At 65.4% G+C, this 25825-nt stretch carries 24 protein-coding genes; 13 read left to right on the forward strand and 11 right to left on the reverse strand.

From position 1 onward, the window contains the following. Nucleotides 1-152 precede the first annotated feature (152 nt). The 4 genes from QF777_06540 to QF777_06555 are packed head-to-tail and all read right to left on the reverse strand — an operon-like array spanning nt 153 to nt 5498. On the reverse strand, nt 153-1652 hold the full coding sequence (locus tag QF777_06540) for a glycosyltransferase family 39 protein (GenBank protein MDP6911209.1): 1500 nt from the start codon (nt 1650-1652) through the stop codon (nt 153-155). A 5-nt stretch (nt 1653-1657) separates the two neighbouring features. Next, complete coding sequence (locus QF777_06545) at nt 1658-2590, reverse strand: polysaccharide deacetylase family protein (GenBank protein ID MDP6911210.1); 933 nt, start codon at nt 2588-2590, stop codon at nt 1658-1660. Then, on the reverse strand, nt 2587-3984 hold the full coding sequence (locus QF777_06550; protein ID MDP6911211.1) for a hypothetical protein: 1398 nt from the start codon (nt 3982-3984) through the stop codon (nt 2587-2589). Before QF777_06550 ends, QF777_06545 begins: the two co-directional genes overlap by 4 nt. Continuing rightward, a complete protein-coding gene (locus QF777_06555; GenBank protein MDP6911212.1) occupies nt 3981-5498 on the reverse strand; it encodes an NAD(P)/FAD-dependent oxidoreductase in 1518 nt (505 codons plus the stop codon). The genes QF777_06550 and QF777_06555 overlap by 4 nt, the downstream gene beginning before the upstream one ends. 60 nt (nt 5499-5558) lie before the next feature. On the opposite strand from QF777_06555, the gene QF777_06560 reads away from it, so the two are divergent. Both QF777_06560 and QF777_06565 read left to right on the forward strand, forming a co-directional pair. Further along, nucleotides 5559-7112 (forward strand): glycosyltransferase family 39 protein, encoded by a 1554-nt coding sequence (locus tag QF777_06560; protein MDP6911213.1) that lies wholly within the window; start codon nt 5559-5561, stop codon nt 7110-7112. Further along, complete coding sequence (locus tag QF777_06565) at nt 7109-8221, forward strand: hypothetical protein (GenBank protein MDP6911214.1); 1113 nt, start codon at nt 7109-7111, stop codon at nt 8219-8221. Before QF777_06560 ends, QF777_06565 begins: the two co-directional genes overlap by 4 nt. Nucleotides 8222-8967: 746 nt before the next feature. Here the strand turns inward: QF777_06565 and QF777_06570 are convergent. Beyond that, complete coding sequence (locus tag QF777_06570; GenBank protein MDP6911215.1) at nt 8968-9405, reverse strand: hypothetical protein; 438 nt, start codon at nt 9403-9405, stop codon at nt 8968-8970. A gap of 37 nt (nt 9406-9442) precedes the next feature. Beyond that, nucleotides 9443-10222, reverse strand: coding sequence for a glycerophosphodiester phosphodiesterase (locus QF777_06575; GenBank protein ID MDP6911216.1), 780 nt, complete (start codon nt 10220-10222; stop codon nt 9443-9445). Nucleotides 10223-10274: 52 nt separating this feature from the next. On the opposite strand from QF777_06575, the gene QF777_06580 reads away from it, so the two are divergent. Next, nucleotides 10275-10853, forward strand: a complete 579-nt coding sequence (locus QF777_06580; GenBank protein ID MDP6911217.1) for a flavin reductase family protein — start codon at nt 10275-10277, stop codon at nt 10851-10853. 23 nt (nt 10854-10876) lie between these two features. Next, on the forward strand, nt 10877-12313 hold the full coding sequence (gene pyk, locus QF777_06585; GenBank protein MDP6911218.1) for a pyruvate kinase: 1437 nt from the start codon (nt 10877-10879) through the stop codon (nt 12311-12313). Nucleotides 12314-12342: 29 nt separating this feature from the next. On the opposite strand, the gene QF777_06590 is transcribed toward pyk, so the two are convergent. Next, nucleotides 12343-12711, reverse strand: a complete 369-nt coding sequence (locus QF777_06590) for a hypothetical protein (GenBank protein MDP6911219.1) — start codon at nt 12709-12711, stop codon at nt 12343-12345. Between the two features lie 69 nt (nt 12712-12780). On the opposite strand from QF777_06590, the gene QF777_06595 reads away from it, so the two are divergent. From QF777_06595 to QF777_06615, 5 genes are all read left to right on the forward strand, one after another. Then, complete coding sequence (locus QF777_06595; GenBank protein ID MDP6911220.1) at nt 12781-13251, forward strand: DUF3151 family protein; 471 nt, start codon at nt 12781-12783, stop codon at nt 13249-13251. A 2-nt stretch (nt 13252-13253) separates the two neighbouring features. Continuing rightward, complete coding sequence (locus QF777_06600) at nt 13254-13901, forward strand: molybdenum cofactor guanylyltransferase (protein MDP6911221.1); 648 nt, start codon at nt 13254-13256, stop codon at nt 13899-13901. Nucleotides 13902-13991: 90 nt separating this feature from the next. Continuing rightward, entirely contained in the window at nt 13992-14336 is a 345-nt protein-coding gene (locus QF777_06605; protein ID MDP6911222.1) for a rhodanese-like domain-containing protein, read from the forward strand. A gap of 26 nt (nt 14337-14362) precedes the next feature. Beyond that, nucleotides 14363-15496: an HRDC domain-containing protein gene (locus QF777_06610; GenBank protein MDP6911223.1), complete on the forward strand. Its 1134-nt coding sequence runs from the start codon at nt 14363-14365 to the stop codon at nt 15494-15496. Between the two features lie 158 nt (nt 15497-15654). Continuing rightward, nucleotides 15655-15870 (forward strand): hypothetical protein, encoded by a 216-nt coding sequence (locus QF777_06615; GenBank protein ID MDP6911224.1) that lies wholly within the window; start codon nt 15655-15657, stop codon nt 15868-15870. A 23-nt stretch (nt 15871-15893) separates the two neighbouring features. Here QF777_06615 and QF777_06620 read toward each other — a convergent pair whose 3' ends face one another. Next, entirely contained in the window at nt 15894-17642 is a 1749-nt protein-coding gene (locus QF777_06620) for a chloride channel protein (GenBank protein MDP6911225.1), read from the reverse strand. Nucleotides 17643-17798: 156 nt separating this feature from the next. On the opposite strand from QF777_06620, the gene QF777_06625 reads away from it, so the two are divergent. The 4 genes from QF777_06625 (at nt 17799) to QF777_06640 (ending at nt 21688) form a co-directional block, all read left to right on the forward strand. Continuing rightward, nucleotides 17799-19292 carry an FAD-linked oxidase C-terminal domain-containing protein gene (locus QF777_06625; GenBank protein MDP6911226.1) on the forward strand — a complete coding sequence of 498 codons (1494 nt, stop codon included), beginning with the start codon at nt 17799-17801 and terminating at the stop codon, nt 19290-19292. Nucleotides 19293-19297: 5 nt separating this feature from the next. Continuing rightward, the gene (locus QF777_06630) at nt 19298-20176 is read left to right on the forward strand and encodes an FAD-binding protein (GenBank protein ID MDP6911227.1); all 879 of its coding nucleotides are present in this window, start codon (nt 19298-19300) and stop codon (nt 20174-20176) included. Between the two features lie 521 nt (nt 20177-20697). After that, nucleotides 20698-21495 (forward strand): (Fe-S)-binding protein, encoded by a 798-nt coding sequence (locus QF777_06635; protein ID MDP6911228.1) that lies wholly within the window; start codon nt 20698-20700, stop codon nt 21493-21495. Then, on the forward strand, nt 21485-21688 hold the full coding sequence (locus tag QF777_06640) for a hypothetical protein (protein MDP6911229.1): 204 nt from the start codon (nt 21485-21487) through the stop codon (nt 21686-21688). The genes QF777_06635 and QF777_06640 overlap by 11 nt, the downstream gene beginning before the upstream one ends. A 67-nt stretch (nt 21689-21755) precedes the next feature. Here QF777_06640 and QF777_06645 read toward each other — a convergent pair whose 3' ends face one another. Genes QF777_06645 through tal form a run of 3 tightly spaced genes read right to left on the reverse strand, consistent with a single transcriptional unit; the run spans nt 21756 to nt 25820 of the window. Further along, entirely contained in the window at nt 21756-24188 is a 2433-nt protein-coding gene (locus QF777_06645; protein ID MDP6911230.1) for a bifunctional FO biosynthesis protein CofGH, read from the reverse strand. After that, nucleotides 24185-24676, reverse strand: a complete 492-nt coding sequence (locus QF777_06650; GenBank protein ID MDP6911231.1) for a helix-turn-helix domain-containing protein — start codon at nt 24674-24676, stop codon at nt 24185-24187. The genes QF777_06645 and QF777_06650 overlap by 4 nt, the downstream gene beginning before the upstream one ends. A 55-nt stretch (nt 24677-24731) precedes the next feature. Beyond that, nucleotides 24732-25820, reverse strand: coding sequence for a transaldolase (gene tal / locus QF777_06655; GenBank protein ID MDP6911232.1), 1089 nt, complete (start codon nt 25818-25820; stop codon nt 24732-24734). Nucleotides 25821-25825: the final 5 nt, after the last annotated feature.

Consider the following 25825-nt stretch of genomic DNA (forward strand, 5'->3'; position numbering starts at 1 on the left):
GATCATCTCCCCACCGGGTCTCTTCTGGGTGATGAAGCGGGCGCCTTCACACGATTTCGGGCCGGAGTAACGGGACGGAACGTCCAGGTACGGAAGGTCCGCGATGGCCGTGACGACGGACACCTATGTCCGGGGGGAGCGGCCTTACTGGGTCAGGCGGTGGCCGACCTGCTGGTGGATCGATTCGACGTACCCGAGCCCTCGGGCGAATGGTGGGCGGGGGAGTGGACGACGGACGCCCGGTACGACGATCCGCCGGGGGCTTGTGCAGCCATGGTGACATCCTCGGGTTGAACCTCCGGCTGATCTGCGGGCTGGCGTCGGGTCCGCCAATCGAGGAAGGCCTCGGCGGCCACGGCGGCCAAGATCACGATTGAGGTCTCCGCGGCCGTCCGGTACCGCGTGTTGCCAAAGGCGCTGGCCGCAGTGAGCGTCGCTATGGGAATCCACGCGGCCAGCACCAGGAGCGGCCCCCGTCGACGTCGGACGATGATAACGCCGGCCACCGCGGCGGGAACTAGGAGGGCGAACTGCACCAGGCCGAGGGCCGAGACGGCGAACGACCGACGGTCCGCCAGCACGTCACGCCGTATCTGCCCGATGGGGTCATAGACACCCCACATTCGACCAACCCGTGCCGGTACAACTACTGAGAGCAGGCGCCCCCGGTTGGCAGAGATGTAGGAGGTGGCCCGTTCGCGCACTACCTCGTCGCGCTCGACCTCACCAAGTAGGCGGCCGTCCGTTCCGTAGGGGATAGGTAGACCGCAATCCAGATTCCAGTAACCGAGGTCCGATCCGAAGTAGGTGGCGTCGCAGTTGGATTGGACCAGGACGGTCCCCATCCCGTTGGAGAACAGGACCGGCGTCTCGAAAGCCATCGTGTTGCGGACGAACCACGGGAGGCACAGGAGAATCGCGGTGAGGCCGCAGATGCCGTACCGGATGAGGCGTTCCCGCCAGGGAAGGGCGGCCCGGCCTAGGACCACGGCCGTCACCAGAGGCAGGAAGAGCACCAACTCGGCTCGGGTGAGCGCGGCGAGACCACCAATCAGACCCAGGAGTGCTGCGGCTCGACGTGTCGGCGAGCGCCAGAAGCGGACGCCGACCAGCATGGTGGCCGCCGCGAACGCGATTGCCGGTGTCTCGGCCATTAGTAGTCCGTCGTTGACCCACACGAAGGCGTAGGTGGCAGTTATCGCGGCGGCGATTAACCCAAGTCTTTCGGAGCGGACCTCCCGGCCGAGCAGGCCCATAAGAATGATGGCCGGCGCCCCCAGAAGAGCCGACACCACCTGCTGCTCGATGATCGACGTTGCTCCAAGAAAGGAAAAGACCCCCAACAGCATGGCCCACACCGGTGGGTGGCCGGCCGTTCGTTCTAGGTGGCCGATCGGGGTTTCCACCACAGAGGTTGCGCCATTGGAGATCGGCACCACATCCATGCCGCCGAAGAGGTGGCGGAAGGGTTCTGGAAAGCCCAGGCCGTCGGCCCATAGGTTGGCGGCAAGGTGGTAGCTGGAGGCATCGCCGCTGAGCGGGTTGTCCGCGGCGATGAGGATCAGGTGGGCCAGTCGGATGGCGAGTCCGGCCATCACGATCAGGGCCAGACGCCCCCGAAAACTAGGAGGCCACGTGACCTGGAACGACATTGCCTTCACCGGTCCCGCAATCGTCCGTCGGCCCAGCGGGCGGCTTTGCCGGCGGTCGACGGCGTCGAGGGGTCAATCACCGGGAGGTCGGTGGTCTCCGAGGAGAGCTTGGCAGCGATCTCGCCGAGCGGTCCAGCGAGCGGATCGCCGAGGAGGCGCCGCATCTGGTATTCCATCCTGGACCGACGCAGCCAGGCGACCCGGCTAGCCAGCATCCCGATGTGCTGGTGTGGATGGAAGGCCTCATCCGGATCGAACTCCCACGGGTGGCAGTACGCCCAGAGTGCCTCGTCGGAACCGGCGCGTCGCAGGCCGAGGCGACGGAAGAAGGACGGCAGGAGTCGGAGGTAGGTGCCGCCCAGGTAAGGGAGGTCAATGCCTGGCATGCGGACTAGCGGGCATGGGAACTCGATGGGCCCGTTCAGCCATCGGAAAGTTCGCCGGGGCAGGCCTGGCCAGCCAAAGAGGGGGCTAGGTCCGGGGAGCACGCTGGATGAGTAGGTGAAGCCGGCTTCCGCAATGAGGGGGACGGCCCATGCCGCAGCGGGTACCAGCGACATCATCGGCGCCCGGTAGCCGGACACCTCCTGACCCGACAGGTCCTGGAGAAGAGCGCGGCCACGTCGACACTCCTCGGAGAACGTCTGGGGTGTCTGGGTGGTAATCGGTACGTGTGACCATGAGTGAAGGCCGATCTCGTGACCCTCATCGGCTGCCCGACGGACCAGTTCGGGGCGTCGTTCGGCTAGCTCGCCGACCACGTACACCGACGCCCGGACCTCGTACTCGTCGAAGAGGTCAAGGACCTGGTTGGTCATATGGACCACTCGTTCAGGAAGCGAGTGGTCGGGCCGGAGATCCTCGACGTCGAGAGTGACGGTCACCTCAGGAAACGTGCGAGTCGACGAGGAAGCACCATGGCCCGGTGTGCCGGTCATGTCTGGAGTGTTGCAGGGTCAGGGCACGGAGGAGTGTCCGAGTTGGAGTGCTTCGCCGCGGCGATGGCCACCGACGCCAGGATGACCAAGGCCACCTCGGCGGGTACCCGGTAGCGGGTGGCGCCCATAGTGAGTGCAGCTACGAGCGTGCCTACGACAGGCAGGGTGACAAGGAGGATCAGCGGACCGCGTCGGCGCCGTACTTCCCGACCGCCTGCCAGAGCCAGGACGACAATCAGGGCGAACTCCAAGAGACCCAGCACGGAGAGTCGGAAGGATCGACCCTCAACGAGCATGTCTGCCCGGAGTTGGTCGATCGGGGCGTAGACACCCCAGTAGCGGCCTACCCGCTTGGGGACCACGTGGGTGACGAACCGGGCCCGGTGGTCGCCCAGGTAGTCGAGACCCCGCTGTCGGTATTCGATGTCTCGTACCGACTCGTCGGTCGCCCGTCCGTCGGCGCCCAGTGGTTGGGGAAGCGCGCAATCGAAATCCCAGGCACCCTGTTTGTCTCCGTAGTAGGTGGCATCGCAGTTGGTCTGGGCCACCAGGATCCCGGTGCCGTTGCTCAGCCATACCGGTTCCTCAAATACGGCTAGGTTTCTAGCTACCCATGGCGCCATGACCGTCGCGGCGACCAGCCCGACCCCCAAGTAGCGCCGCAGGCGAACGGCGTTTGACGCGACGGAGCCCGACCCATCGCGCCAGAGGAGGATCGGGAGGGCCAGGACCGGGAGTGCCAGCACCAGTTCGGCCCGGGTGAGAGCTGCCAACCCGCCGGCCAGACCGAGCAGGAGGACGTTGCGGGTCGCCGGAGATCGAGCGGTTCGGACCGCTACCCCCAGGAGGACGGCGGTTACCGGAACGACTAGCGACTCCGACATGACGAGGCCGTCGTTGAGCCAGAAGCCTGCGTACACAGCGGTCACTCCGGCGGCGATCGTCCCCACGTGGCGTAGGCCCAGCGATCGACCGTACTGGTGGCCGGCCCATGCGACGGCGGCTACTCCGACCGTGCCAGTCAGGACGCCGACCAGTTGGTGGGCGGTGACCGAGGTGAAACCGAGGAACGAAAAGGCGCCAAGTATCAGCACCCAGAGCGGTGGGTGACCGGCGGTGGGTTCGATATGGCCGACAGGAATAACGGTGTTGGCGGTGGTCTCCAAGGACGTGGGATCGGCGACGAACAATGCCTCTTGGGCGCCACCGTGGAGGTAGCGGTACGGCTCAGTGAAGCCGAGACCGTCGGCGAGCAGGTTCGCCGCCTCGTGGTAGTAGGTGCCGTCGCCGCTGAGGGGATCACCTCGCTCGACGAACAGGACGTAGGCCAGACGGATCATCAGGCCGAGACCGGTTAGTACGATGATCCACCGGATTCTGTTACGGCAGTTCACCGGATCTCCTCGTGGTAGTCCTCCTCCACGTTTACCTGCCAGACGTCGTGCCAGTTTTCGTGATCGGCGGCCAGCACGTTCTCGACGGTGAGCATGGCGGTGAACATCGAGTGGTCCTGATTGTTGTACCTGTGCATGCCGTTGCGACCCACCGGGTACACATTGGCGGCGTGTTTAGCCAGCCAGTCTCGGATCCGGTCGACATTGTCCTGGTAGTGGGCGTCGTACATCGGATATGCCTTGGGCATCCGAACCACGTAGCCGGCTTCCACTCGTGAAGGTTCTAGTAGCCCGAGGCTTGCCATCTCGGCCTTGCCCAACTCGACCAAGTTGGCATCGTCGGCCGTCCAGAGGTGGTCGCCCTCGGTCACGAAGTACTCGAGTCCCAGGCAAGTACGGCCGTCCTTGACGAGGTGCGGTGACCACTGCCCGAAGTTCTGGATACGACCGACCTCCACGTCCGGGGCGTGTACGTAGATCCAGTTGTCGGGAAATCCGTCCTCCCGGGGGACCACGAGGGCCACGGTGAGGAAATCCCGGAATCCCAGCCCGGCGGCGGCCGCCCTCACGTCGTCGGGCACCGGTGGGTCCATGGCCCGGACGAGGTGAGGGAGCGGCATCGACGAGATCACGTCGGTGGCCTCCAGGACGACCGGGCCGTGGGGGCCCTGTGCCTCGACTTCGAAGGCCCGTCCGTCGGCATGACCAATCCGACGAACCGGATGGGAGAGGTGTACGTCAGATCCCTGTTCCTCGACTAGTTCGGCGCAACGCTCCCACATCATTCCGGGTCCGTAACGGGGGTATTCGAACTCCTCGATGAGGCTGGTCACGTCAGTCTGTTTGCGTCGGGGCATCAGTGAGTTCACGACGGCCCTCAGGAGCGACAGATTCTTGATCCGTTGGGCCGCCCAGTCGGCCTGAAGTTCGGTCCCCGGTAGTCCCCACACCTTCTCGGTGTAGGTCTTGAAGAAGGTCCGGTACAGCCGCCACCCGAACCGGCTGGCCACCCATCCTTCGAAGTTGGTCTGATCCTTCGGGGGCCTTATCCGGACCCACAGATAGGACAGCAGACAGCGAACCGCCTCGATGAGCCCCAGGTTGCGGAGGGCATTCATGGCTCGGAGCGGGTAGTCATAGAACTGGCCCTGGTAAAAGATTCGACTCATGCGGGGCCTGAGTAGGAAGTCGTGTGGCTCGAGGATCTCATGCCATAGGTCGGAGACGACCCGGACCTTGGTGAAGAAGCGGTGGCCGCCGATATCGAAGCGCCAGCCGTCACGCACAGCGGTCCGACTGATGCCGCCCACCACGTCGTCGGCCTCCAGCACAGTGGCTTGGACTCCGGCCTTGCCGAACTGGTAGGCGGCGGTTAGGCCGGCTGGCCCGCCACCGATGATGACCGGTCGCAGGTCGGAGTCGATCGACGACGAGCCGTCGGTAGTCACGGGGGAGGGGTCCGGGGTGGCGGTCATCAGCGGATAGTGGGCCTTGTCGAGGTCCAGAGCGGACATCGACCGGGACCGGAGCGAGCGTACCGGGCGGCCCAGAGGCCCGACGGTACGCTCGGCCACGTGGGCACTGGGAATCGTGATCGCTCGGCGGTGACGCCCAGCCTGTTGATCGTGGCGGTCATCGCGGTGGCTATCGGAGTTGTCCTGCGATTTGTGGCCCTCTCGCCCATGTGGCTGGACGAGGCGATCTCCGCCTCGCTGGCCGGTGTGGTGACGGAGGACGTGACTGGCGGCTGGTCGGCTCTGGTCGACGCGTTGCGCCACGATGGTCACCCGCCCCTGTACTACGTGCTCTTGGCCCTGTGGTCGGTCCCGTTCGGAGAATCCGACGGCGCGCTCCGGGCGTTCTCGGGGATGCTTGGGGTTGTTTCACTTCCTTTGGCCTGGTTGGTGGCCCGCCGGCACCTTGATCGGCGGGGTTGCGTGCTGGTGGTGTCGGTACTGGCGTCCAGCCCGTTCGCCGTGCGGTACGCCACCGAGGCTCGGATGTATGCCCTGCTGCTTGCCCTTCTACTGGCACTCCATCTCGCTGTGGTCCGGGTCTGGGAGCGCCCGTCGGTTTACCGTTCTGCCGTGCTGGCCGGCGTGGTGGCCGCCCTCCTGTTGACCCACTACTGGTCATTGTTCGCCATTGCCGTGCTAGGCACGGCAGGACTGGTGGCCGGGACGCTTAACGGCCGTCGTGCGATTCGTCAGGCTGGCCATCTGGTTGGCGCCGTGGTCGCTGGATGTCTGGCCTTCCTTCCGTGGTTGCCCGTCTTCTTGGACCAGCTGGCCCATACCGGGACCCCGTGGTCGCCGGCGCCCCGTCCAACCGTGGTGGCCGCCCTCACTCTGGAGGCCTACGGCGGCGGCCGAGGCTCCGAGGCGCTGCTGGTCGTCGTGGTGCTTGCCGTTCTGGTGGCCGTTGGCCTGGGGTGTCGTGCCGGCTCGGATCGGCCGGTCCTCGGATGGACAGAGCTGGTCTGGTTGCAGGTGGCAGTGGTGCTGGGCGTGACCACGATGGCGCTGGGGGCCGCGGTGAGCCTGATCACCGACACCGCCTTTCAGGGCCGCTATGGGGTCTTCGCTCTGGTGCCGATGGTGCTGGCGTGCGCAGTAGGCCTGTATCGGTTGACGCCCCGGGCCTCCGTGGCGGCCCTTGCTGTCCTTGTCCTGTTGTCGGGCGCATCGGTGGCCCGTGAATTGTCGCGCGACCGGACCCAGATCGGGGAGATCGCCGACGTGGTGCGGGCCCAGGGTTCGGATGGCGACCTGGTCGTCTTTTGCCCCGACCAACTGGCGCCGGCTGGTCATCGTCTGCTCGCTGACCGGTTCACGACGTTGTCCCATCCGGCGTTGGATGATGGTCGGCGAGTCGACTGGGTGGACTACGCCAAACGCAACAGTGCTGTGGACGTAGAGGCGGTAGCTGACGCTGTGGTGGCACGGGCCGCCGGTCTCGACAACGTCTGGTTGGCCTGGATGGACGGCTACGAGACCTTCGACGGGCAGTGTCCGCGACTCCGTGCCGCCCTGGCTGACCGGCTTGGCATGCCGAGTAAGGCGGTCTACGCCGACGCTGACGAGTTTGACGACTCGGCCAACCTCTCGAGGTTCCCGGGGGGATCGTGACCCGCCGGGCGGTCCCCGAGGCGCTCCTGGTCGTTCTACCAGCCTGGGTGGCTGCCCGGGCACTAGTCGGCGTCGGGTGGCTGGTGGCCCGGCTGCTGGCTGAGGGAGAGGAACCCCACGCACTTGGCCGTGGCCTACTGGCCTGGGATGGCGACTGGTACCAGTCATTGATGCTCCACGGCTACGACGGGATGCCGTTGGAGGGGGTTCGGTTCTTCCCGGGGTACGTCTTCCTCAGCCGCCTGGTTGATGTCGTGATTCCGGGTGGGCCGGCGATCGCCCTTCTCGTGGTGGCAAATGCGGGGACGCTGGTGGCCATGGTGCTACTCCATCGACTGGTGGTGATCGAGTCGTCCGACGTTGGTCTGGCCCGCCGCGCTGTGTGGGCCCTCGCACTGTTCCCGCCGGCCTTCGTCCTGACGTGGGCCTACGCCGAGGGTCCGTTCCTTGCACTGGTCATCGGCTGCCTACTCCTGCTCCGTAGAGAGCGTTGGTGGGAGGCCGCAATCCTCGCCGCGGCGGCCTCCCTAGTCCGGCCTACGGGGGCGCTTCTGATCGTGCCGGCGCTCTGCGCGGTGGTACGCCCATCGACACCGGCCCGCTCGTCAGGCCGCCTGATGGGCCACTCGATGGTGAGTCGTCTGGCTGCCGTAGTGGCCGGCCCGGTCGCAGCCGGGGGCTACGTGTTGTGGGCGTCGATTCATTTTGACGAGGCGTTTATTCCGCTGACCGTCCAGCGCCGCTTACGGGGTGATCCGGTGGATCCCGTTCGTCGACTCTGGCAGGGCCTCGGAGAACTGTTCGGGCCCGATGCGCTTGGTGACGGCTTCCACATTGTTGCGGTGGCCGTACTGCTGGTGGTCCTGGTGGTGCTATTACGTGCGTGGCCATTGCGGTACGGGGCCTTCGCAGCGGCGTGTCTGCTGGTCGCGTTGGCCGCTGACAACCTGAATAGTCTCGAGCGGTACAGCCTCAACGGGGTCCCCATAGTTCTTGGAGTGGCCACTATGGCCGGACACCGTCGACTCGGTGCCTTCGTGCCGGTTGCCTCGGGATTGGCATTGGTGGCCATGTCGGCTGCCGCCTGGTCCGGTAGCTACGTGCCCTGACCGCGGCCCGGAAAACGCGGAAACGGCCCCGAGTAGCCTCCCGGCGAACCGGTCAACTTCTCGGAGCCGCTCCGACGTCCCTACTGCCACCTGCCGGGTCGTCCCGTCGAACGATCCGGTCCGGAGTGTCGCCCCAAGGGGCTTCACCCTGATCCGACACCGGAGGATCCGTCGACCTCCGGCCCCGTATCCAGCTCGACCACCGATCCCCGACGGGATCATGGTCCACCGTTTCGTTCCCCGCCCGACGGCGTGGAGCGACCCGGTCGACCTGGCACCCCGGTTCCGGGTCCATCATCAGGTGTCATCCAGTGCCCGTCGGCGCTGGAGTGACCTGCGATGGTCCGGTACCGGCGGGTGCCTCGTCCGGCCAGTCCGACTCGTTGCCCTAAGGCTCCTCGTCGTCCCGCCCGACCTCGACACCCCTGTGCCGGTGGCCGAACCGCTGGTTCCGTTCCCGAAGGATCGGGCCAGCGTGGTTGCGGTCCTCCCCGAACACGATTCGGGGGCTTCCCCAGGGTCCCGCTCCTCCGTCCGACACCGGAACCTAAGCTCCTGTGCCTTCTGGTGGATCGGTTCCATCCGGTTCCGGATCCCCGCGCCGTGTTCGGCGTGGACGCATCATGAGCCCGGAGAACCGGTCGGTCAACCAGAAACGGTCTTATCCCCCGGAACGTCGACGATTTCCACAGCACATGGGTGGGTGGTCCACAGTTCTGTCCACAGAAACAGACGAAATACCCGTGTCAGGAGCCGAGGGCGGCACCGGCCAGTAGCGCTCCGAGGGCGGCGAGGAAGCCTATGCCTCCGGTGGCACCGCGGATTGCGGCCGAGCGGGTGGTGGAGTGCACCGCAGCTGCAGCACCCGATACGGCCACCAGGAGGAGTTTGGCGAACATGGTGGCCAGGTAGCCGTCCGAGCGGCCCGACAGTCCTACCTCGGCGAGGTTCCAGATCCCGGTCACCACTGCCAGAGCGAAGCATGGCCACGCCACCTTCGCGAAGCGGTCGGCGGCCATCCGTGGTGCTTCGGCGCCAAGGCCTCGCAGGACTCCGAGGAGTCCCAGCATCAGGATCTGGCCGCCTATCCAACCCGAGACACCCAGCAGATGGAGGAACATCCGGACGGCGTCGAGGTCCAACGCGGCGAACGATGGGAAGGTGTCGAAGAGGTCGGTGTTCATGGCCCGAGTCTGCCGGCGTGGAGCCGGGGATCGATCTTCATGACGACCAGACGTCGCGTTCGACGAGGATGGTTCGCAGTGTCGAGGGGCTGTCGGTCATGATGCCGTCCACCCCAAGATCTAGTAGACGGTGCATCTCTTCGGGGTCGTCGATGGTCCAGACATGGACGTGGAGGCCTCGTTGGTGGGCGTGGTGAACGAACCGACGGTCGACCAGCGGAATGCCTGACTGGCGCACCGGAACCTGAAGGCAGTCCGGGCCCTTTGGAGGCTCGTCGGGGCCAACGGGGAACCCGAAGCTGGATAGTCGAAAGCGGACGATGGCCGCCGGACCGGCCGACGTGCAGAGGTCTGGTCCTAGGAGGCGTCGACAGCGGACGAGGCGTCTATCCGAGAAGGACCCGAGGCAGACCCGTTCCAGTGCGGCGTGGTGCTTGATGACCGCAGCGAGGGGCTCGACGACCCGGTCATCCTTGGGATCGATGTTGATGCGGGCATCGGGAAAGGCCTCCAACAACTGGTCCAGAGTGGGGATGGGCTCCACGCCACCAATCCGGGCATCGGCGATCTCGGCGGCCGTGCAGTCCGCTATACGACCTGACCGGTCGGTGACCCGATCCAACGAATCGTCATGGAAGGCCAACACCACCCCATCGGCCGTCAAGTGGACGTCGGTCTCCAGGTATCGGTAGCCCAGGCCGACTGAGTGGGCGAAGGCGGCCAGGCTGTTCTCGGGATGTTCTTCGGTGCCTCCTCGGTGGGCAAAAGCGAGCGGACCGGGATGGTCAAGGTAGGGGTGACGGCCACTAGATCGCACCGGGCCACGCTAGGTGCCCGGGCAGGGTCGGACTGGCAGCCAGACTGGAGCCATGATCGACCGAGACTTGAAGCGTTGTCTGGGTCAGATGATGAAGGGCGTCCAGGTGGTGGCCACCACCCACAACGACGTCACCCGCGCCTACACCTCCCACTGGGTGTGCCAGGTCTCGTTTGACGAACCCGTCCTCATGGCGTCGGTGTCACCCAAGCACGACACCTATCCGTTGATCGTCGGTTCCGGCCGCTTTGCGGTTTCCATCCTGGCTGGCGACCAGGTCGAACCCGGGCAGTACTTCAGCTACCCGGGGCACCGCTTTCGGTACGTGGCTGACGAGTGGATCGCCGACGCCGACGGCTGGCCGGTAGTCCCCGACGCCCTTGCGTGGCTGGGTTGCGAGGTCGAGGACAGGATCGTCGGTCGATACGACCACGACCTTTTCTTTGCCCGGGTAGTGGCCTTCGGCGAGGGTCGCCTGGGCGAGGCCCCGCTGCTCTACTCCAGCCGCCATGGATGGAGGGTGGGTGGTGAGGCGGCCCGAGAGAAGGGCGAGTCGGTCCGCGACCGTCTCACGGCACGGGTGGAGGCAAGGTTCGGATTCGGTAGTACCGACTCCACCAACGTCCCCTGAGAACGGGTCGGTAGCCTGTCGGCATGGCCCGCAGGACGAAGATCATCGCCACCATTGGACCAGCATCCGATGACGAGGCCACCCTCCGTGACCTGATCCGGGCCGGAATGGACGTGGCCCGCCTTGGTTTGGCCCACAACACGATCGACGAGGCCGCCGACCGTATGGCACGGATCCGTCGGATCGCGGCCATCGAGGGTCGCTATGTGGGGATCTTGGTTGACCTCCCGGGCCCCAAGGTTCGTGCGGCATCGTTCGGTGAGACGGCGGTGGAGATTGTCGAGGACTCGCGGGTAAACCTGCGAGTGGGAGGCCGAGTTAGCACGGCATCAGATATCGAGATCGACTACGCGGGGCTCCTGGCCGACGTGGAAGCGGGCGACCGTCTGAGCATCGGTGATGGCCGGGTGGTGTTGGAAGTCCAGGAAATGGACGGCGACCGGGTGTTTACCCGGGTGGCCCACGGCGGTGTCCTGACGGGCAGTCCAGGGCTGCATATCCCTTCGGACCGGCTCTCGATGCGCGCACCGACCGACGACGACCTGGTGGCCGTCGAGCGCTTCGTTGAACTGGGGGCCGACATGCTGGCCATCTCGTTCGTGCGATCGGCCGAGGACCTAGCCCGTGTCCCCGTGGATCCCCATCCTGCCGGCCCGATCGTGGTCGCGAAGATCGAAACCCGGGCCGCCATTGAAGACCTGCCGGCCATCATCGAGGCGTCTGGCGCGGTGATGGTGGCCCGTGGGGACCTTGGGAGCGAATGCAGTATTGAGGAGCTGCCCATCCTCCAGAAGGAGATCATCCGGCAGTGCATCGCTTTGGGTCGACCGGCCATCACCGCGACGCAGATGCTCGAGACAATGGTCGCCAATCCTGAGCCGACTAGGGCCGAGGCCTCAGATGTGGCCAATGCCGTCTGGGACGGATCGAGCGCGGTGATGCTTTCGGGTGAGACGGCGGTCGGTGTGGATCCGGTAAACGTGGTGACCACCATGTCTCGGATCGCCGAGCGGGCCGACGATGCCTTCGACCACCGGGGATGGATGGCGGAACTTTCGGACCTGCGAATGACCGACACCGATGATCCAGATACGTCCATTACCGACGCAATGACCCAGGCCACGGCCCGCGCCATCGATGAGCTGGGGATCGGGACCATCCTGTGCATCTCCGGAAGCGGGTTCACCGTGCGTTCGATGGCGCGTTTCCGTCCAGCGGCGCGCATCATCGGCCTGAGCTCGAACGAACGGACGGTCGGTCAACTGACGTTGAGCTGGGGGACCGAGCCGATCCACCTCCCCGAGGAAGGCGATCTTGATGACCGAGTCAACGCTGCCCTCGAGGCGGCCCGGAACAGGGGTTCGGTGAAACCCGGTGAACTGGTTGGCGTGCTAGCCGGAACGGACGCGCGTTCGCGGTCCACCAACGCCCTTCGAATTGAACGGGTGCCCGCTGTTTGATCAGGACGGGGCCTCGGAGTTGAGGTGCCTCAGCAGTTCGGATTCAGGTCGGCTGGGATTTGGACGACCTGGCCGAAGAGGGCACACGAGCACTCGGCTGCACAGTCGGCGAGCTCGACCCGCTGGCTCCAGATGCCCGCAGTCAGTGCGACAAGAACAACGACCACGACTATCCGCACGACCATTCTGCGGATGATCCGAGCGGCCACGAAGGCCAGGACGAGGCTCGCCACGATGGCTACTAGAGCCACTGAGCGGAGGAATGCGGGCTCAACCCAGCCCGGTAGTTTGACGACCTGTGGGACTTGGTCGCCGAGGTCGGCGAGTCGGTCAAGCAGCGTAGGCGTCGCGCCACCGTTGACCGCCACAGAAGTGACCGCGGTGACATCATCGGACATCGGGCGAGGGTAGCCAGCATCGATCCCGCAGTCGGGGCACCCCCGATGGCCGGTACTACGGTCGGTGTGATGAACGATTCCACGTCCGGCGTCCGTCCCATCTCCCTATCCGGCTCGGGCCCCTCGGAGACGGTCCTTGGGTCCGAGGAGCCGGCAGCGGATGCCGCTCTGGCCGAGGCATTAGGTCAACCGACGCCCGGGGAACGGAGAGACGCCGTGTCCGCTGTAGCGGCCGACTGGCCACGTCATCTGGAGTGTTGGGCCTGCCTAGGCGATCTGGGACGGGACGCGATGGAGGCTTACGCTGCCTACCGGGTCGGCTACCACCGGGGTCTCGACCGCCTTCGACAGAGCGGATGGCGTGGCAGCGGGTACGTTCGCTGGCAGCACCCGACCAATCGGGGGTTCATGCGGGCACTGGCTGGTCTAGCTCGGGTGGCCGACCAGATCGGCGAGGTGGACGAAGCGGAGCGTTGTGCCCTGTTTCTCCGCCAGCTGGATCCAGATTGGACGGAGGCGATGGCCGGGGAGACCTCCTGACGGTGTTGCCCCTGATCAGCGACCTGCCCGGCAGCGGGTCTGGGAACCCATTCGTCGGTGCGGTTCTGACCGGCGGGGCGAGCCGCCGAATGGGTCGGGATAAGGCCCTCATCGAAGTCGACGGTCGTCCGATGGCTGTCACGGTGGCCAGGACGCTGCTGACCGCTGGGGCATCGGAGGTGGTGGCCGTGGGTGGCGATGCCGAGGGTCTCTCGACCGCAGGCCTCGCCGTGGTGCCTGACCGCTATCCCGGCGAGGGGCCTCTCGGCGGCATCATCACGGCACTCGGACATTTCGCGGCGTTGGACCTGCCGGTGGTGGTGCTTGCCTGTGACCTGCCGACACCTTCGGCGTCAAACGTGGCGGCCACGGCGTCGGCGGTACCGGCGGCTCCGAATGGAGCACCGGTGGTGGTGGTGCCCCTCGAAGCAGGCAGACGTCAGTGGATGCATGCCTGCTGGTTGCCGCAGTCGAGCGTCTTGTTGACGGCGGCATTCTCTGCGGGAGAGCGGGCGCCATGGCGGGCCGCCGAGGCCTCGAGCGCTTTGGGACTCCGGATCGTGGAGGTCGATGGACTGTCGGCGGCGGGGTTTCGTGACGTTGACCAGCCCACCGATTTGGCTAGCGACCTAGGGGCCGGCGACCGGTAGGGTCGAACGGCGGTCCCGACGTCTCGGGACGTATCGGACGGATGCCGGTGCCGCGATCCGCCGAAGAGGCGGCATGAGGGAGAGTTTCTGATGTCTGAGCAGCCAGTGGTCCCGGAAGTGGACGTTGACGAGTTGCAGGCACGTCTCGCCGACGGCGCCGCACTCCTCGACGTCCGAGAGCCCGATGAGGTTGACGAGGTCAGGGTGCCGGGAGGCGTCCGAATCCCGTTGGGGGCGTTGCCCGAGCGGATTGCCGAGATTCCCTCAGATGGCACGCTCTACGTCATCTGCGCTCTGGGTGGTCGGAGCCGCACTGCGGCCGAGTTCCTCCGTCACAACGGGATCGATGCCGTGAACGTGGCCGGTGGTACCAACGCCTGGGTCGCTGCCGATTTCCCAGTGGAGTCGGGCTCTGTGGATGGAGCAGGATCCTGAGCGGGGGCCCGCCGGTCGACTTTCGACTGGTTACCGACCAGATGGAGTTCGAGGAGATCCTGGACGTCCTGATGGGCGAATCGCGGATCGCCGTGGACACCGAGTTCCACAGGGAGAAGACGTATTTTCCAAAGGTCGCCATGGTCCAGGTGGCGTGGTCCGATGGCTTGGCCCTGATCGATCCGCTAGCTGTCGACCTGCGTCCCATGGCCCGACTGTTGGAGTCTGATGTTCTGGTAGTCATGCATGCCGCTGGCCAGGACCTTGAGGTCTTTGACCACACATGCGGGACCGTGCCCGTCAACCTCTTTGACACCCAGCTAGCGGCCGGGTTCACCGGCCTGTCCTCGCCGTCCTTGGCTTCCCTGCACGAACGGGAACTCGGTCTCCGCCTTCCCAAGGGGGACCGCCTCACCGACTGGTTGGCTCGCCCGTTGACCAAATCGCAACTGGACTACGCGGCGTCCGACGTAGCGAACCTGCTGGAGATACATGACCTTCTCCTTGCCCGTCTGACCGCAGACGGACGACTGGCATGGGCTGAGCAAGAATGCTTGGAGATGCTGGCCCGGGAACGTGGACGGCGTGTGCCTGAGGATGCTTGGCGGCGCATCAAGGAAGCCCGACAGCTTCGTGGTCAGGCCAGGGACGTCGTTCGTTCGGTGGCGGCGTGGCGGGAGCGGCGGGCTGCCGACATGGATCAGCCGGTCCGCCATGTGGTGCCTGACCTCGGTGTGGTGGCCGTGGCTCAGCGAGCACCGCGATCCCTAGAGGAACTTCGGAAGATCCGTGGACTGGATGGGCGTCACCACAAGGGGGCAGTGGCCGAGGGCCTGTTGGCCGCCGTCGCCGCCGCTGATGATCTGCCGCCGTTGGTCGCCGATCCACCTCGTCGGGACAGCGGCAACGACGTGCGCGCGGCGGTGACCTTGGTGTCGGCATGGGTGGCCCAGTTGTCGCGTGATACCGATCTTGACCCGACACTCGTCGGGACGAGAAGTGATATCGAAGATCTCGTCCGGGGCGTTGAGGGTGCACGGATGGCCACCGGGTGGCGCCATCAGGTCATCGGTGGCCCGGTGGATGACCTACTAAGTGGTCGGGCGGCGCTGGCCTTCGACGGCCGTGGCGGGCTACTCCTCGAGCCACGGGGCACCTGATCACCAGAGCAGGTCTGCTCCGTGAACGGCGGCTCGCTTCGCTAGGATGACCAACCGCACCGGTCTGCTGTGGAGGTTTTCCATCACAGCACTGACTGGACGGAATCACAGAAGAGCACACGGATGGAACATGCCGTGACCAATCGGGAGGATGCCCGGTGAAGAAGGGTCGACACCGCCGCTACGAAGAAGCGCGTGCGTTGAAGCAGAACCAGGATCTTGATCTGGACTCGATCTTCGACAGCCTCGACGTGGGTGAGCAGAACGAAAGCCAGACAGACGAGGAAAGTTCCCCGGCGTTCGACGCCTGGGCTGACGACTACGAGGACGGCGCCACTGGGGAAGCGGTCGAGGAGGCGGCCGAGACGGCCTGAGTCCACCACCGACGAACTGCAGGTCAGCTACCTGTTTCGTCCAGAATCTCGTCCAGTTTGAGAATATCCTCAGCCGACAACATGCCAATGAACGCGCCTTCGGCGTCGGTCACCGCGAGGACGTCCACATCAGCCTGCTCCATTGCCACGGTCGCGTCCCGTAGTGACCAGTTCGGTCGGGCGGCGGGTAGTTCCGTGTTGAGGAGGTCGCCGACAGCGGTGTCATCCCACATCGAACGATCGATCTCGGACACCTCCGTGAGGCTGATCATTCCCCGGTACTCGACGCCATCGACCACCGCTACGGATCGCTCACGGCGACCGAGTACGTGGAGGTACATGAATTCAGCCACCGTGGCGTCTGGGGGAACCGTGAGCACGTCGGTGTCCAGCGCCGACGTCACGGGCAGGGTGAACCTACGTTCGAGGTGGCCCAGTCGGACTGAGTGCTGATGCTCAGCGACGGAGGACTTGCCGGCCACCAACTGACTGACCGCAGCAGCGACAAGGGCCGGCACCACGAAGGAACCGCCTGTCGATTCTGCGACGAACATCACCGCTGAGATGGGAGCGCGGTAGCCGGCGCCCAAGAAGGCTGCCAGGCCGAGCGTCGGGTAGAGGCCGGGCCGGTCGGATTCCAACATGATGCCGGTGAACTGTCCGATGATGACGCCCTGCACGGCTAAGGGAATGAATAGTCCGCCTACCCCGCCACCGGCCAGGGTCACGATGGTGGCGGCGATCCGCATGCCGAACAACAGGCCAATTAGGCCTAGGCCGTGGTCCGGCCTGACCACCCACTCCATGGCCTCGAAGCCCGGTCCGATGGTCAGAGGAGAGCCAAACGCCACGTCGGCGACGAACGCCAAACCGGCCAGTGAGGCTCCGGAGATGAGGACCCGGGAGACGAACGAGTCGGTCTTGGACTGTGTTTTGGCCCACCGGACGAGCCACGCCATGGAACGGCCTCCGAGGCCGGCAAAGACCCCAAGCAGGAGAGCGCCGAACACGTCGCCCACCTCCACGGCGGTAAACAGCCCGGCCAGGTCGGCGGCGTCGAACCAGACCACTTCGGTGTCGGCCCGGAGGGCCAACTGTTTGACGTTCAGACCGATGCGGTTCTCGGGATCGTTCAGGAACGGGATGACGGCGTCATGGCCGATGAGGTTGATGTAGGCGACGTAACTGGTGGCCGAGGCGAGCAACGAGGGCAGCAAAGCCCGACGGTTCACGTCGTCTCGGTACGGTGCCTCCAGTGCAAAGAGGACCCCGGTAGCCGGTGCCTTGAAGACGGCGGCCACCCCAGCCGCCGCTCCGGCGGTCAGGAGGATCTTGACGTCCTCTCGACGAAGCCAACGGCGGAACCGGTCACGCAAGCCGAGGCCGAGGGTCGAGCCGGCGTAGATTGACGGGCCCTCCAGGCCGAGCGCACCGCCTAACCCGATGGTCGAGATGCCTGCCAAGAGCTTGATCGGGAGGTCCCGGAGAGGAAGGCGTGGGTTCCGATCATGGAACGCGCGATTGAACTCGTCGGAGGTGCTCGGGAGCATTCGCCGACCCGGGTATCGCAGAATCAACGAGGCTAGAAGGAGTCCCACGCCGGGGGCTATGGCGATCTGCCACAGTGGCCGGTGCAGGACTCGTTCAAGGACCACGGTTGCCGCTATATATTCGAAGGCGGCGACCAGAGTGGCTACGAGCAGCCCGGTGATGATCGCCAGGGCCAGCACCGGGGTGTCACCACGGGTGGCAATGGTGCGGAGCCGTTTCACGTCGTTCTTCCTACACCCTCGGACCCGCTGATCCTCGGACGGGTGGGTCGTCTGATCGCGACCCCGTCCAACGTTGGGTTAGCGCCCGACCAATGTCCCGTTCGGGACCCAAGGGTGGATCCCGGCTATGGCGGCCCTGTCGGGCAGACTGCAATCGTGACAAGCCCTTTGACCCGGTCCCTTCTAGGGCGGCTGATTACCCGTCGGAGCGATCCGATCACCGATCCGTTGGAGCGCGACCTAGTTGAGGTCTTGGGTCGTGGCCGGGTCGAAGCCGGAGTCGGGGCCCAGAGCCTGTACAGCCATGATGGCTCGGTGACGAGGGGTGGTCGGGCCGGGATCGTCTGCTTCCCCGAAAGTACCGCCGAGGTGGCTGCCTGCGTATCCGTGGCGATCGGCCATGGGCGTCCGTTCGTGCCCCGTGGGGCGGGAACGGGGTTGTCTGGTGGAGCCGTGCCCTGCGACGAGCCTGTAATGGTGGTGACAACCCGGATGGACGTCATCCACGAGGTCGACGTGGAACGTCGCCTGGCCTGGGTGGGACCTGGCGTAGTGAACCTGGACCTCTCACGGCACCTGGAGGGCACCGGCCTCCATTTTGCCCCGGATCCGTCCAGCCAACAGGCCTGCACGATCGGTGGCAACGTAGCCAACAACTCGGGAGGCCCCCACTGCCTGCTCTACGGGGTGACCAGCGCGCACGTATTGGCCGTCGAGGTGGTGCTCCCGGACGGAGAAGTGGTGATCCTCGGCGCTGAGGAAGGACGGGCATCGGGTTACGACCTCCGGGGAGCTTTTGTAGGCGGCGAGGGAACCCTTGGGATCACGACGCGTATCTGTGTTCGACTCACCGAGGATCCGCCCGAGGTGGCCACGTTGTTGTTGGACTTCGACCGTGTGGCCGGTGCTGCCGACACGGTTAGTGCGGTGATTGCCGCCGGCATCGTGCCCGCCGCGCTCGAGATCATGGACCAGCGGGTCGTCGAGGCCGTCGAACCCTTCGTGCATGCTGGCTATCCACTGGACGCTGCGGCGGTCCTCATCGTTGAGTTGGACGGCCTTCCGGGCGGCGTGGCGGAGTCCATCGACCGGATCGAGGCCATCGGGACGGCCCATGGAGCCCGGACGGTTCGGGTGGCCGCCGACGAGGAGGAGCGGATGAGGATCTGGAAGGGCCGAAAGAGCGCCTTCGGAGCGATTGCGGTGATCAAGCCCGACTACTACCTGAACGACACCGTCATCCCTCGTACCCGACTGGCCGAAGTTTTGTCCCGGATCTACGAGGTGATCGAAGAACGGGACTTGATCGTCATGAACGTCTTCCACGCCGGTGACGGCAACCTCCACCCTCTCATTGTTTTCGACGCTCGTGAGCCGGGAGTCATGGAGCGCGTCTTGGAGGCCGGTGAGGAGATCGTACGGATCTCGGTTGAGGCGGGTGGAGTGCTGTCCGGGGAGCACGGCATTGGGCTTGAGAAGAAGCGCTTCATGTCGATGCAGTTCAGCCCGGCCGACCTGGAGGCCCAGGATCGCCTGCGGCGGGCGTTCGACGTCGAGGGCCTAGCCAATCCTGGCAAGGTGCTGCCTGGCGGCGCCAGCTGTGGTCATGTGACCAGCCTCGGGCGGGCCCCTGACGGGACCTGGGTTTGATCGACATGGGAGCGTTTCGTGACGAGGTCGGCGACGCCGGAACCGTCTGCGTCTGTGGGGGACGGACCCGTTGGATGGTCGGAGCCGTCCCCGGTCATACAGGAGACGTTCGAGAGATATCAGCCCCGGTGGGCATCGAATCCATCTCACCGGCGGAGATGACCGTGGTAGTCGGCGCGGGAACGGCAGTGGCGGACTTGGCATCGGCACTGTCTGAGCATGGCCAGGAGGTGGCCCTTGACGGACCGGTGGGCGCCACGGTGGGTGGCGCGTTGATGGTCGGACGAAATCCGTTGCGTCGCGGTCGGCTTGGCGAGATTGCCGACGTCTTGTTGCAGGCGGACTGCGTGGGAGCCGATGGTGAGGCCTTCACCGCCGGCGGTCCGACGGTAAAGAACGTGACCGGATACGACATGTGCCGTCTCCTCGTGGGTTCGCTGGGGACACTGGCTCTCGTGGGACGGGTCATCCTCCGAACCCGACCAGTTCCCGAGGTGGGGGCCTGGATGGTCGGCGAGGTACCGACTGGGATCGTGATGGGTGCGTTATACCGGCCTGCCACCGTTCTGTGGGACGGCGTGCGGAGCACCGTGAGAATCGAAGGGAGCGCTGCCGATGTGGCCGGCGAGATTCGATGCCTCGAGGCCCTCGGGTTTATCGCCGCAGATGAGCCCGTTCTGCCAGCAGGGTGGGACCGCTGGTCGGGCACCCTCCCTGAAGGTGGGGTATGGGCCCTGGGAAGTGGAGTGGTCCATCGGTCGGGTCCCGTTGGAACCCCCGTGGTATCGGTCGGCGTGCGCGCCCTCGCCGACCGTCTGCGCGACGCGTTTGACCCACTCCGACGCCTAAACCCGGGACGAGATCCGTACCGAATGACAGCATGAGCGCCCCATTGCCACCGGCACAGACCGGATCGGCGACGCCGTTAGGCCTTGATGACAAGTCGCTGGCCGCCTGCGTTCAGTGCGGTCTGTGCCTCCCTCACTGCCCGACCTACCGGGTGACCGGCGATGAACGACGATCTCCACGTGGGCGTATCTCCCTGATGCGTGCCGTCGAATGGGAGGGCATGACACCAGACAGCGAGTGGCTCGATGCGATGGACACCTGCGTCCAGTGCCTGGGATGCGTCACCGCCTGTCCATCGGGCGTTCCTTACGGCGACCTGATCGCCACCACACGGGTAGCCGTTGCTCAGGTCAGGCGGCCACCTCTAAAGCTTCGGGCTGGCTTGTGGTGTCTCGGTCGACCGGGTTTGCTCCGGTTGGGCACGACCGTCCTGGCCGTCCTGCAGCGCCTAGGCCTCCTGAGACTGGCACCGCGATCGATGACCGCGGCCCTTCCGGCTCGACTGCCGTTGCGAAGGCCAAGGCTGTCTGCACCCGGCTTTCCCCCTCGTTCAGAGATGAACCCGGCGGCGAACGACCCGTCCGAGGTGGTTCTGTTCACTGGGTGTGTCATGGATGTATGGCAACCGGAGGTCCATAGGGCCGCTGAGGAAGTCCTGACGGCTATCGGGGTCACCGTCGAACGGTCCGGTGATCGTGTCGGTTGTTGTGGTGCTCTGCATGGCCATGCTGGTCTCGAATCGGAGGCACGGCGACACGCCGAGCGAGTGGTCTCCGCACTGACTGGTGACCAGCCTGTCCTGCTCGATTCCGCCGGCTGTGGTGCGGCGCTCAAGGGATACGGAACGCTGCTGCGTACCCCAGAGGCCAGGGCCTTCGCCGACCGGGTGTACGACATCCAGGAGTGGCTAGCTGCCGATGGACGTCTGGTCGCCCTGCCGTCATCCGGCCCGGAGAGCGGGCCGCGTGAGTCGGTGATTGTCCAAGATCCCTGTCACCTACGGCACGCCCAGGGCTGCCACGGTGCCGTCCGGGAAGTCTTGGCCCCCCATGTGGACCTGGTGGAACTCGATGATGAAGGCCTCTGCTGTGGCGCCGGTGGCGCCTTCTCCCTGGTCCAGCCGGGACTGGCCGGCGACGCCCGGGACCGGAAGGTAGCGGCTGTGGCTCGGGCGACGGACCGCAGCGGGGCCACCACGGTGGTTAGCGCCAACCCGGGTTGCGCGCTCCACCTTGCGGCCGTCGGGCTCCACGTGCGGCACCCTGTGGAGGTACTAGCCGACGCCTGCCGTAGGTCGGAAACAGACCCGGGTTCCGAGAAAGATCGAAGTGAGGTGTCCGAACGTGGCCGGTGAGTTCGAGGAGATTCGAAGCCGCCTGGAGGCGATTGCTGAGGAGTTGGCCGACCTGGCCCTTGTCCGACTTCGCGAGTCGATCGATGCTGGCGGCCAAGAGTTGCCGGTTGACGAAAAGCGACTCACCAGAGCCAGACGGGCCGTAGAGAAGGCCGCCCACCTCCTAGACGAACCGGATCGTTCGGACTGGTGATGGTGACCCCTGTCGGCCGCTGAAGTTGGCCAGCAGGGTCAGGTCAGCTTGTGCAGGTTGGATGGTCTCAGTTGACGACCAGAGGGATGAGCACGCGGCCATCGTGGGGTCGTGCCACGTGGAGGCGATGACCGGCCTCCACGTCGCCATAGAGAGTGGTCCGCTGACGTAGCGATCGGCCGAGCGGCTCCACGAGCTCGCGGAGGTCGGCTTCGGTTACCCCCTGTCCATGTTCGGCGCCGGCTGCACGAGAGATGTTCTCGTCCATGAGGGTTCCTCCAAGGTCGTTCACCCCGGATTGCAGCAGCTGGCGGACGCCGTCAAAGCCAATCTTCACCCACGAACACTGGATGTTGTCGATTGATCCGTCGTAGGCAATTCTGGCCACGGAGTGCATCAGGAGGTTCTCGCGGAAGGTCGGACCCCGACGGGACTTCTTCTGGAGGTAGATGGGTGACGCCATGTGTACGAACGGCAGTCCGACGAACTCGGTGAAGCCGCCGGTTTCGTCCTGAAGGTCACGGCAACGAAGCAGGTGGCGAACCCAGTGCTTGGGACGCTCGATCGACCCGTACATGATGGTGACGTTGGATCGGATGCCGACGGAATGGGCGACGCGGTGGGCCTCCAGCCACTCGTCGGTGGTGATCTTGTCGGGGCACAGCTCGGCACGGATCTCATCGTCGAGGATCTCGGCTGCCGTTCCTGGCAGGGATCGAAGCCCAGCTTCGTAACCCCGGCGGAGGTACTCGACCAGCGGCTCGCCGAGACGGCGAGCGCCTTCGGTGACCTCAAGAGCGGTGAAGCCGTGGACGTGTATGTCAGGGACCGCGGCCCTGACTGCCCGGGTCACGTCCAGGTAGTACTCACCGTCGAAGTCCGGATGGATGCCACCCTGGAGGCAGACCTCGGTGGCGCCCATCTGTGCGGCCTCGGCGGCCCGGCCGGCTATTTCATCCATCTCCAGGAGATAAGGCGTGCCCCGGAGGTTCAACGACAACGGGCCCTTGGAGAACCCGCAGAACCGGCACTTGTAGGTACACACGTTCGTGTAGTTGATATTTCGGTTGGCTACCCACGTGATTTCGTCGCCGACCCGTCGACGCCGTAGTTCGTCGGCCACCTCGGCCACTGCGACGACCTCGGGTCCCCTTGCGGCGAAGAGGGCCAGGAGTTCGTCGTGGCCGGTACGTTGTCCGGCCAGCACGCCGTCGAGGACCTCCCGGATTCGTCCGTGAGCGGTTGACGGACCGGGCACCAGGTGGACGGGCCGAACGGGGGCACCCGAATACCAGACCGTCGATTTAGATCCGACCTGACGGACTTCGGCACCGTCGGCGGCGGAAACGGTCTCAATGGCCTCAGGAAAGACGGCTCCTGGATCGTCACGACCCAGTCCGGCGGCGTCGCTCCTATCCATGACTGCGAAGTGCAGGCCTTTATCGAACCAGCGGTTCGGATCGCAGACGAACTCGGGGTAGGCGGTGAGTCGGGGGGCCACCGTGAAGCCCCGTTCGACGGTCACCGAGGTTAGGAGCTCCAGGGCGGGCCAGGGCCGCTCGGGGTTGACGTGGTCAGTGGTCACCGGCGAAACGCCGCCCCAGTCATCGATGCCGGCGTCGAGTAGCACGCCGAAGTCGTCGGACAGGTTGGGCGGTGCCTGCAGATGGATCTCCGGGGGGAGGATGACCCGGGCTAGGGCAATGGCGTCTAGGTATTCGTCGGGTGGGCAAGCTGGGGCGTTGTGCATGGCCGTACCCGGCTTGGGTAGAAAATTCTGGACGATCACTTCTTGGACATGGCCGTATCGGGCGTGGGATGTGGCAATGGCTTCCAGCGCCTCGATCCGGTCCCAGCGGGTCTCACCGATTCCCACGAGGATGCCGGTGGTGAAAGGGATAGAGAGGCGACCGGCGGCTTCGAGGGTGGCCAGACGTCGCTCGGGGGCCTTGTCGGGTGCCCCTCGGTGGCAGTCCAGGTCGGCCACGAGGGACTCGAGCATCATTCCCTGGGACGGCGAGACGGAACGGAGTGTTGCCAGTTCTTCAATGGACAGTGCTCCCGCATTGGCGTGTGGGAGCAGTCCGGTCTCGGTCAGGACCAGCTGAGCCATTGCGGCTAGATAGTGGATGGTCGACTGGTAGCCGTTGCGTTCCAGCCAGTCGGCTGCTATCGGGTATCGGAGCTCGGGACGCTCGCCCAGGGTGAAGAGCGCCTCGTGGCAGCCCGCCTCGGCGCCTTGGTGTGCAATGGCCAACACCTCGTCCGTAGAGAGGTATGGCGCCTCCAAGCGTGCCGGAGGTTGTGCGAAGGTGCAGTAGCCACAGCGGTCCTGGCACAGCATGGTCAATGGGATGAAGACCTTGGGGCTGTAGGTGATCCGGCCCCCATGGTGGGCGTCACGGATACTCCGGGCGGCCGCACGAAGTTCATCGCCACGAAGCTCGGTCAGGGGGTTCGGTGCCGTCTTGTTCCGGTAGGTGTGGTCCTGTTTGGTCACAGGGTCTCCTCAATGGTGCGCCCTGGGCCGGGGCGGCTGCGTATGTGGTGGGGCGAAACGGTTTCGTCGCATTCGGGACAGGACACTGCCTGGTCGAGTGGGGTTCCACAGGTGTCGTGGATGAGGAGCGTCGGCGGTCCGTCTTCGGCGTACCAGCGGTCTCCCCAATGCATGAGGGCCACCAGAGCGGGGGAGAGGTCGGCGCCCTTGGTGGTCAGCCGGTATTCGTGGCGTACGGGCCGGTCCTGGTAGGGCACCCGATGGACGATGCCCAGTCCGGCCAGCCGGTGAAGCCGATCAGTCAGGAGGTTCCGTGCAATGCCCAGGTCGCGGTGGAGGGCCTCGAACCGGCGAACCCCCCGGAAGAGGTCTCGTAGGATGAGCAATGTCCAACGATCGCCGACCGCCTCGAGCGTGGCAGCGATCGAGCATTCTGGTTCATGGGCGATGCCGATCGGATTCGCTTCTGCGTGAATGGCTGATGGCATCGGCTGACAGTAGCAGTCCGTTGCAAAAAGCAACGGACCCGGCCCGACGTCCTGTTCAGAAGCCGTCGACCTTCTCGCCGAGGCTGCCCAGTAGTTCATCGAACGACTTCACGAAGGCCGAGACGCCCTCGTCCTCTAGAACTCGGGCCACGTCGTCGAGATCCACCCCGGCAGTCGCTACGTCGCGCAGGACACCATGCGCGGCCGCCGGATCGGCATCTACGGTCCGGGCCACCGTGCCGTGGTGCTCAAAGGCTTCCAACGTGGCGTCAGGCAGCGTGTTGACGGTGTTGGGTCCTATGAGGGTGTCGACGTAGAGCGTGTCGGGATAGGTGGGATTCTTGGTCGAGGTAGATGCCCAGAGGGGTCGCTGCACGCGGGCACCACGAGCGGCCAGGGCATCCCAACGCTGGCCGCTGAACACCTTTTGGAACATGTCGTAGGCCACTTGGCCCTGGGCCACGGCGGCCCGACCCCGCAGTCCGAGGGCATCGTCAGTGCCGATGGCATCTAGTCGACGGTCGACCTCGTTGTCGGTTCGGCTGATAAAGAACGAGGCGACTGACGAGACGCTCGACAGATCGCCGAGACACCCTTCGAGTCCAGACACGTAGGCCTCCATGACGTCGGCGTATCGGTCTAGGGAGAAGATGAGGGTCACATTCACGCTCCGGCCTTCAGAGATCATCTGGCGGATAGCCGGAATCCCCTCGGCAGTGGCTGGGATTTTGACGTATAGGTTCGGACGGTTGATCCGCTCGTCGAGCGCCCGGGCAGCGGCGATGGTGCCCTCGGTGTCCGGAGCCAGTGTCGGGTCCACCTCAACGGAGACGTAGCCGTCGACGCCGTCGGACTCGTCGTAGACCGGACGGAGGATGTCCAAGGCGTCAAGGATGTCGCGGACGACAAGGGCCCAGTAACTCTCCACGATCGACGAACCGTCATCGACCAGACCACGTAGCTGTTCGTCGTAGGCATCGGTGCCCGTCATGGCCTTCTGGAAGATGGAAGGGTTGGAAGTGATTCCCCGCACACCGCGATCCACCCAACGACGGAGCTCGCCCGAGGTGATCCACCCCCGTCGGAGGTTGTCTAGCCAGGGGCTCTGGCCTTGTTCAGCGTGGAGGTCGTGCAGTCGGGTCATCGGAA

This window comes from Acidimicrobiales bacterium, assembly GCA_030747595.1.
In the GTDB taxonomy this organism is placed as follows: domain Bacteria; phylum Actinomycetota; class Acidimicrobiia; order Acidimicrobiales; family MedAcidi-G1; genus UBA9410.

Coding starts and splice junctions, on each gene's coding strand:
- QF777_06595 (MDP6911220.1), top strand. CDS start 12,781: ATGAACGATTCCACGTCCGGCGTCCGTCCCATCTCCCTATCCGGCTCG.
- QF777_06545 (MDP6911210.1), bottom strand. CDS start 2,590: ATGACCGGCACACCGGGCCATGGTGCTTCCTCGTCGACTCGCACGTTT.
- pyk (MDP6911218.1), top strand. CDS start 10,877: ATGGCCCGCAGGACGAAGATCATCGCCACCATTGGACCAGCATCCGAT.
- QF777_06580 (MDP6911217.1), top strand. CDS start 10,275: ATGATCGACCGAGACTTGAAGCGTTGTCTGGGTCAGATGATGAAGGGC.
- tal (MDP6911232.1), bottom strand. CDS start 25,820: ATGACCCGACTGCACGACCTCCACGCTGAACAAGGCCAGAGCCCCTGG.
- QF777_06635 (MDP6911228.1), top strand. CDS start 20,698: ATGAACCCGGCGGCGAACGACCCGTCCGAGGTGGTTCTGTTCACTGGG.
- QF777_06555 (MDP6911212.1), bottom strand. CDS start 5,498: ATGTCCGCTCTGGACCTCGACAAGGCCCACTATCCGCTGATGACCGCC.
- QF777_06570 (MDP6911215.1), bottom strand. CDS start 9,405: ATGAACACCGACCTCTTCGACACCTTCCCATCGTTCGCCGCGTTGGAC.
- QF777_06605 (MDP6911222.1), top strand. CDS start 13,992: ATGTCTGAGCAGCCAGTGGTCCCGGAAGTGGACGTTGACGAGTTGCAG.
- QF777_06590 (MDP6911219.1), bottom strand. CDS start 12,711: ATGTCCGATGATGTCACCGCGGTCACTTCTGTGGCGGTCAACGGTGGC.
- QF777_06630 (MDP6911227.1), top strand. CDS start 19,298: ATGGGAGCGTTTCGTGACGAGGTCGGCGACGCCGGAACCGTCTGCGTC.
- QF777_06540 (MDP6911209.1), bottom strand. CDS start 1,652: ATGTCGTTCCAGGTCACGTGGCCTCCTAGTTTTCGGGGGCGTCTGGCC.
- QF777_06650 (MDP6911231.1), bottom strand. CDS start 24,676: ATGCCATCAGCCATTCACGCAGAAGCGAATCCGATCGGCATCGCCCAT.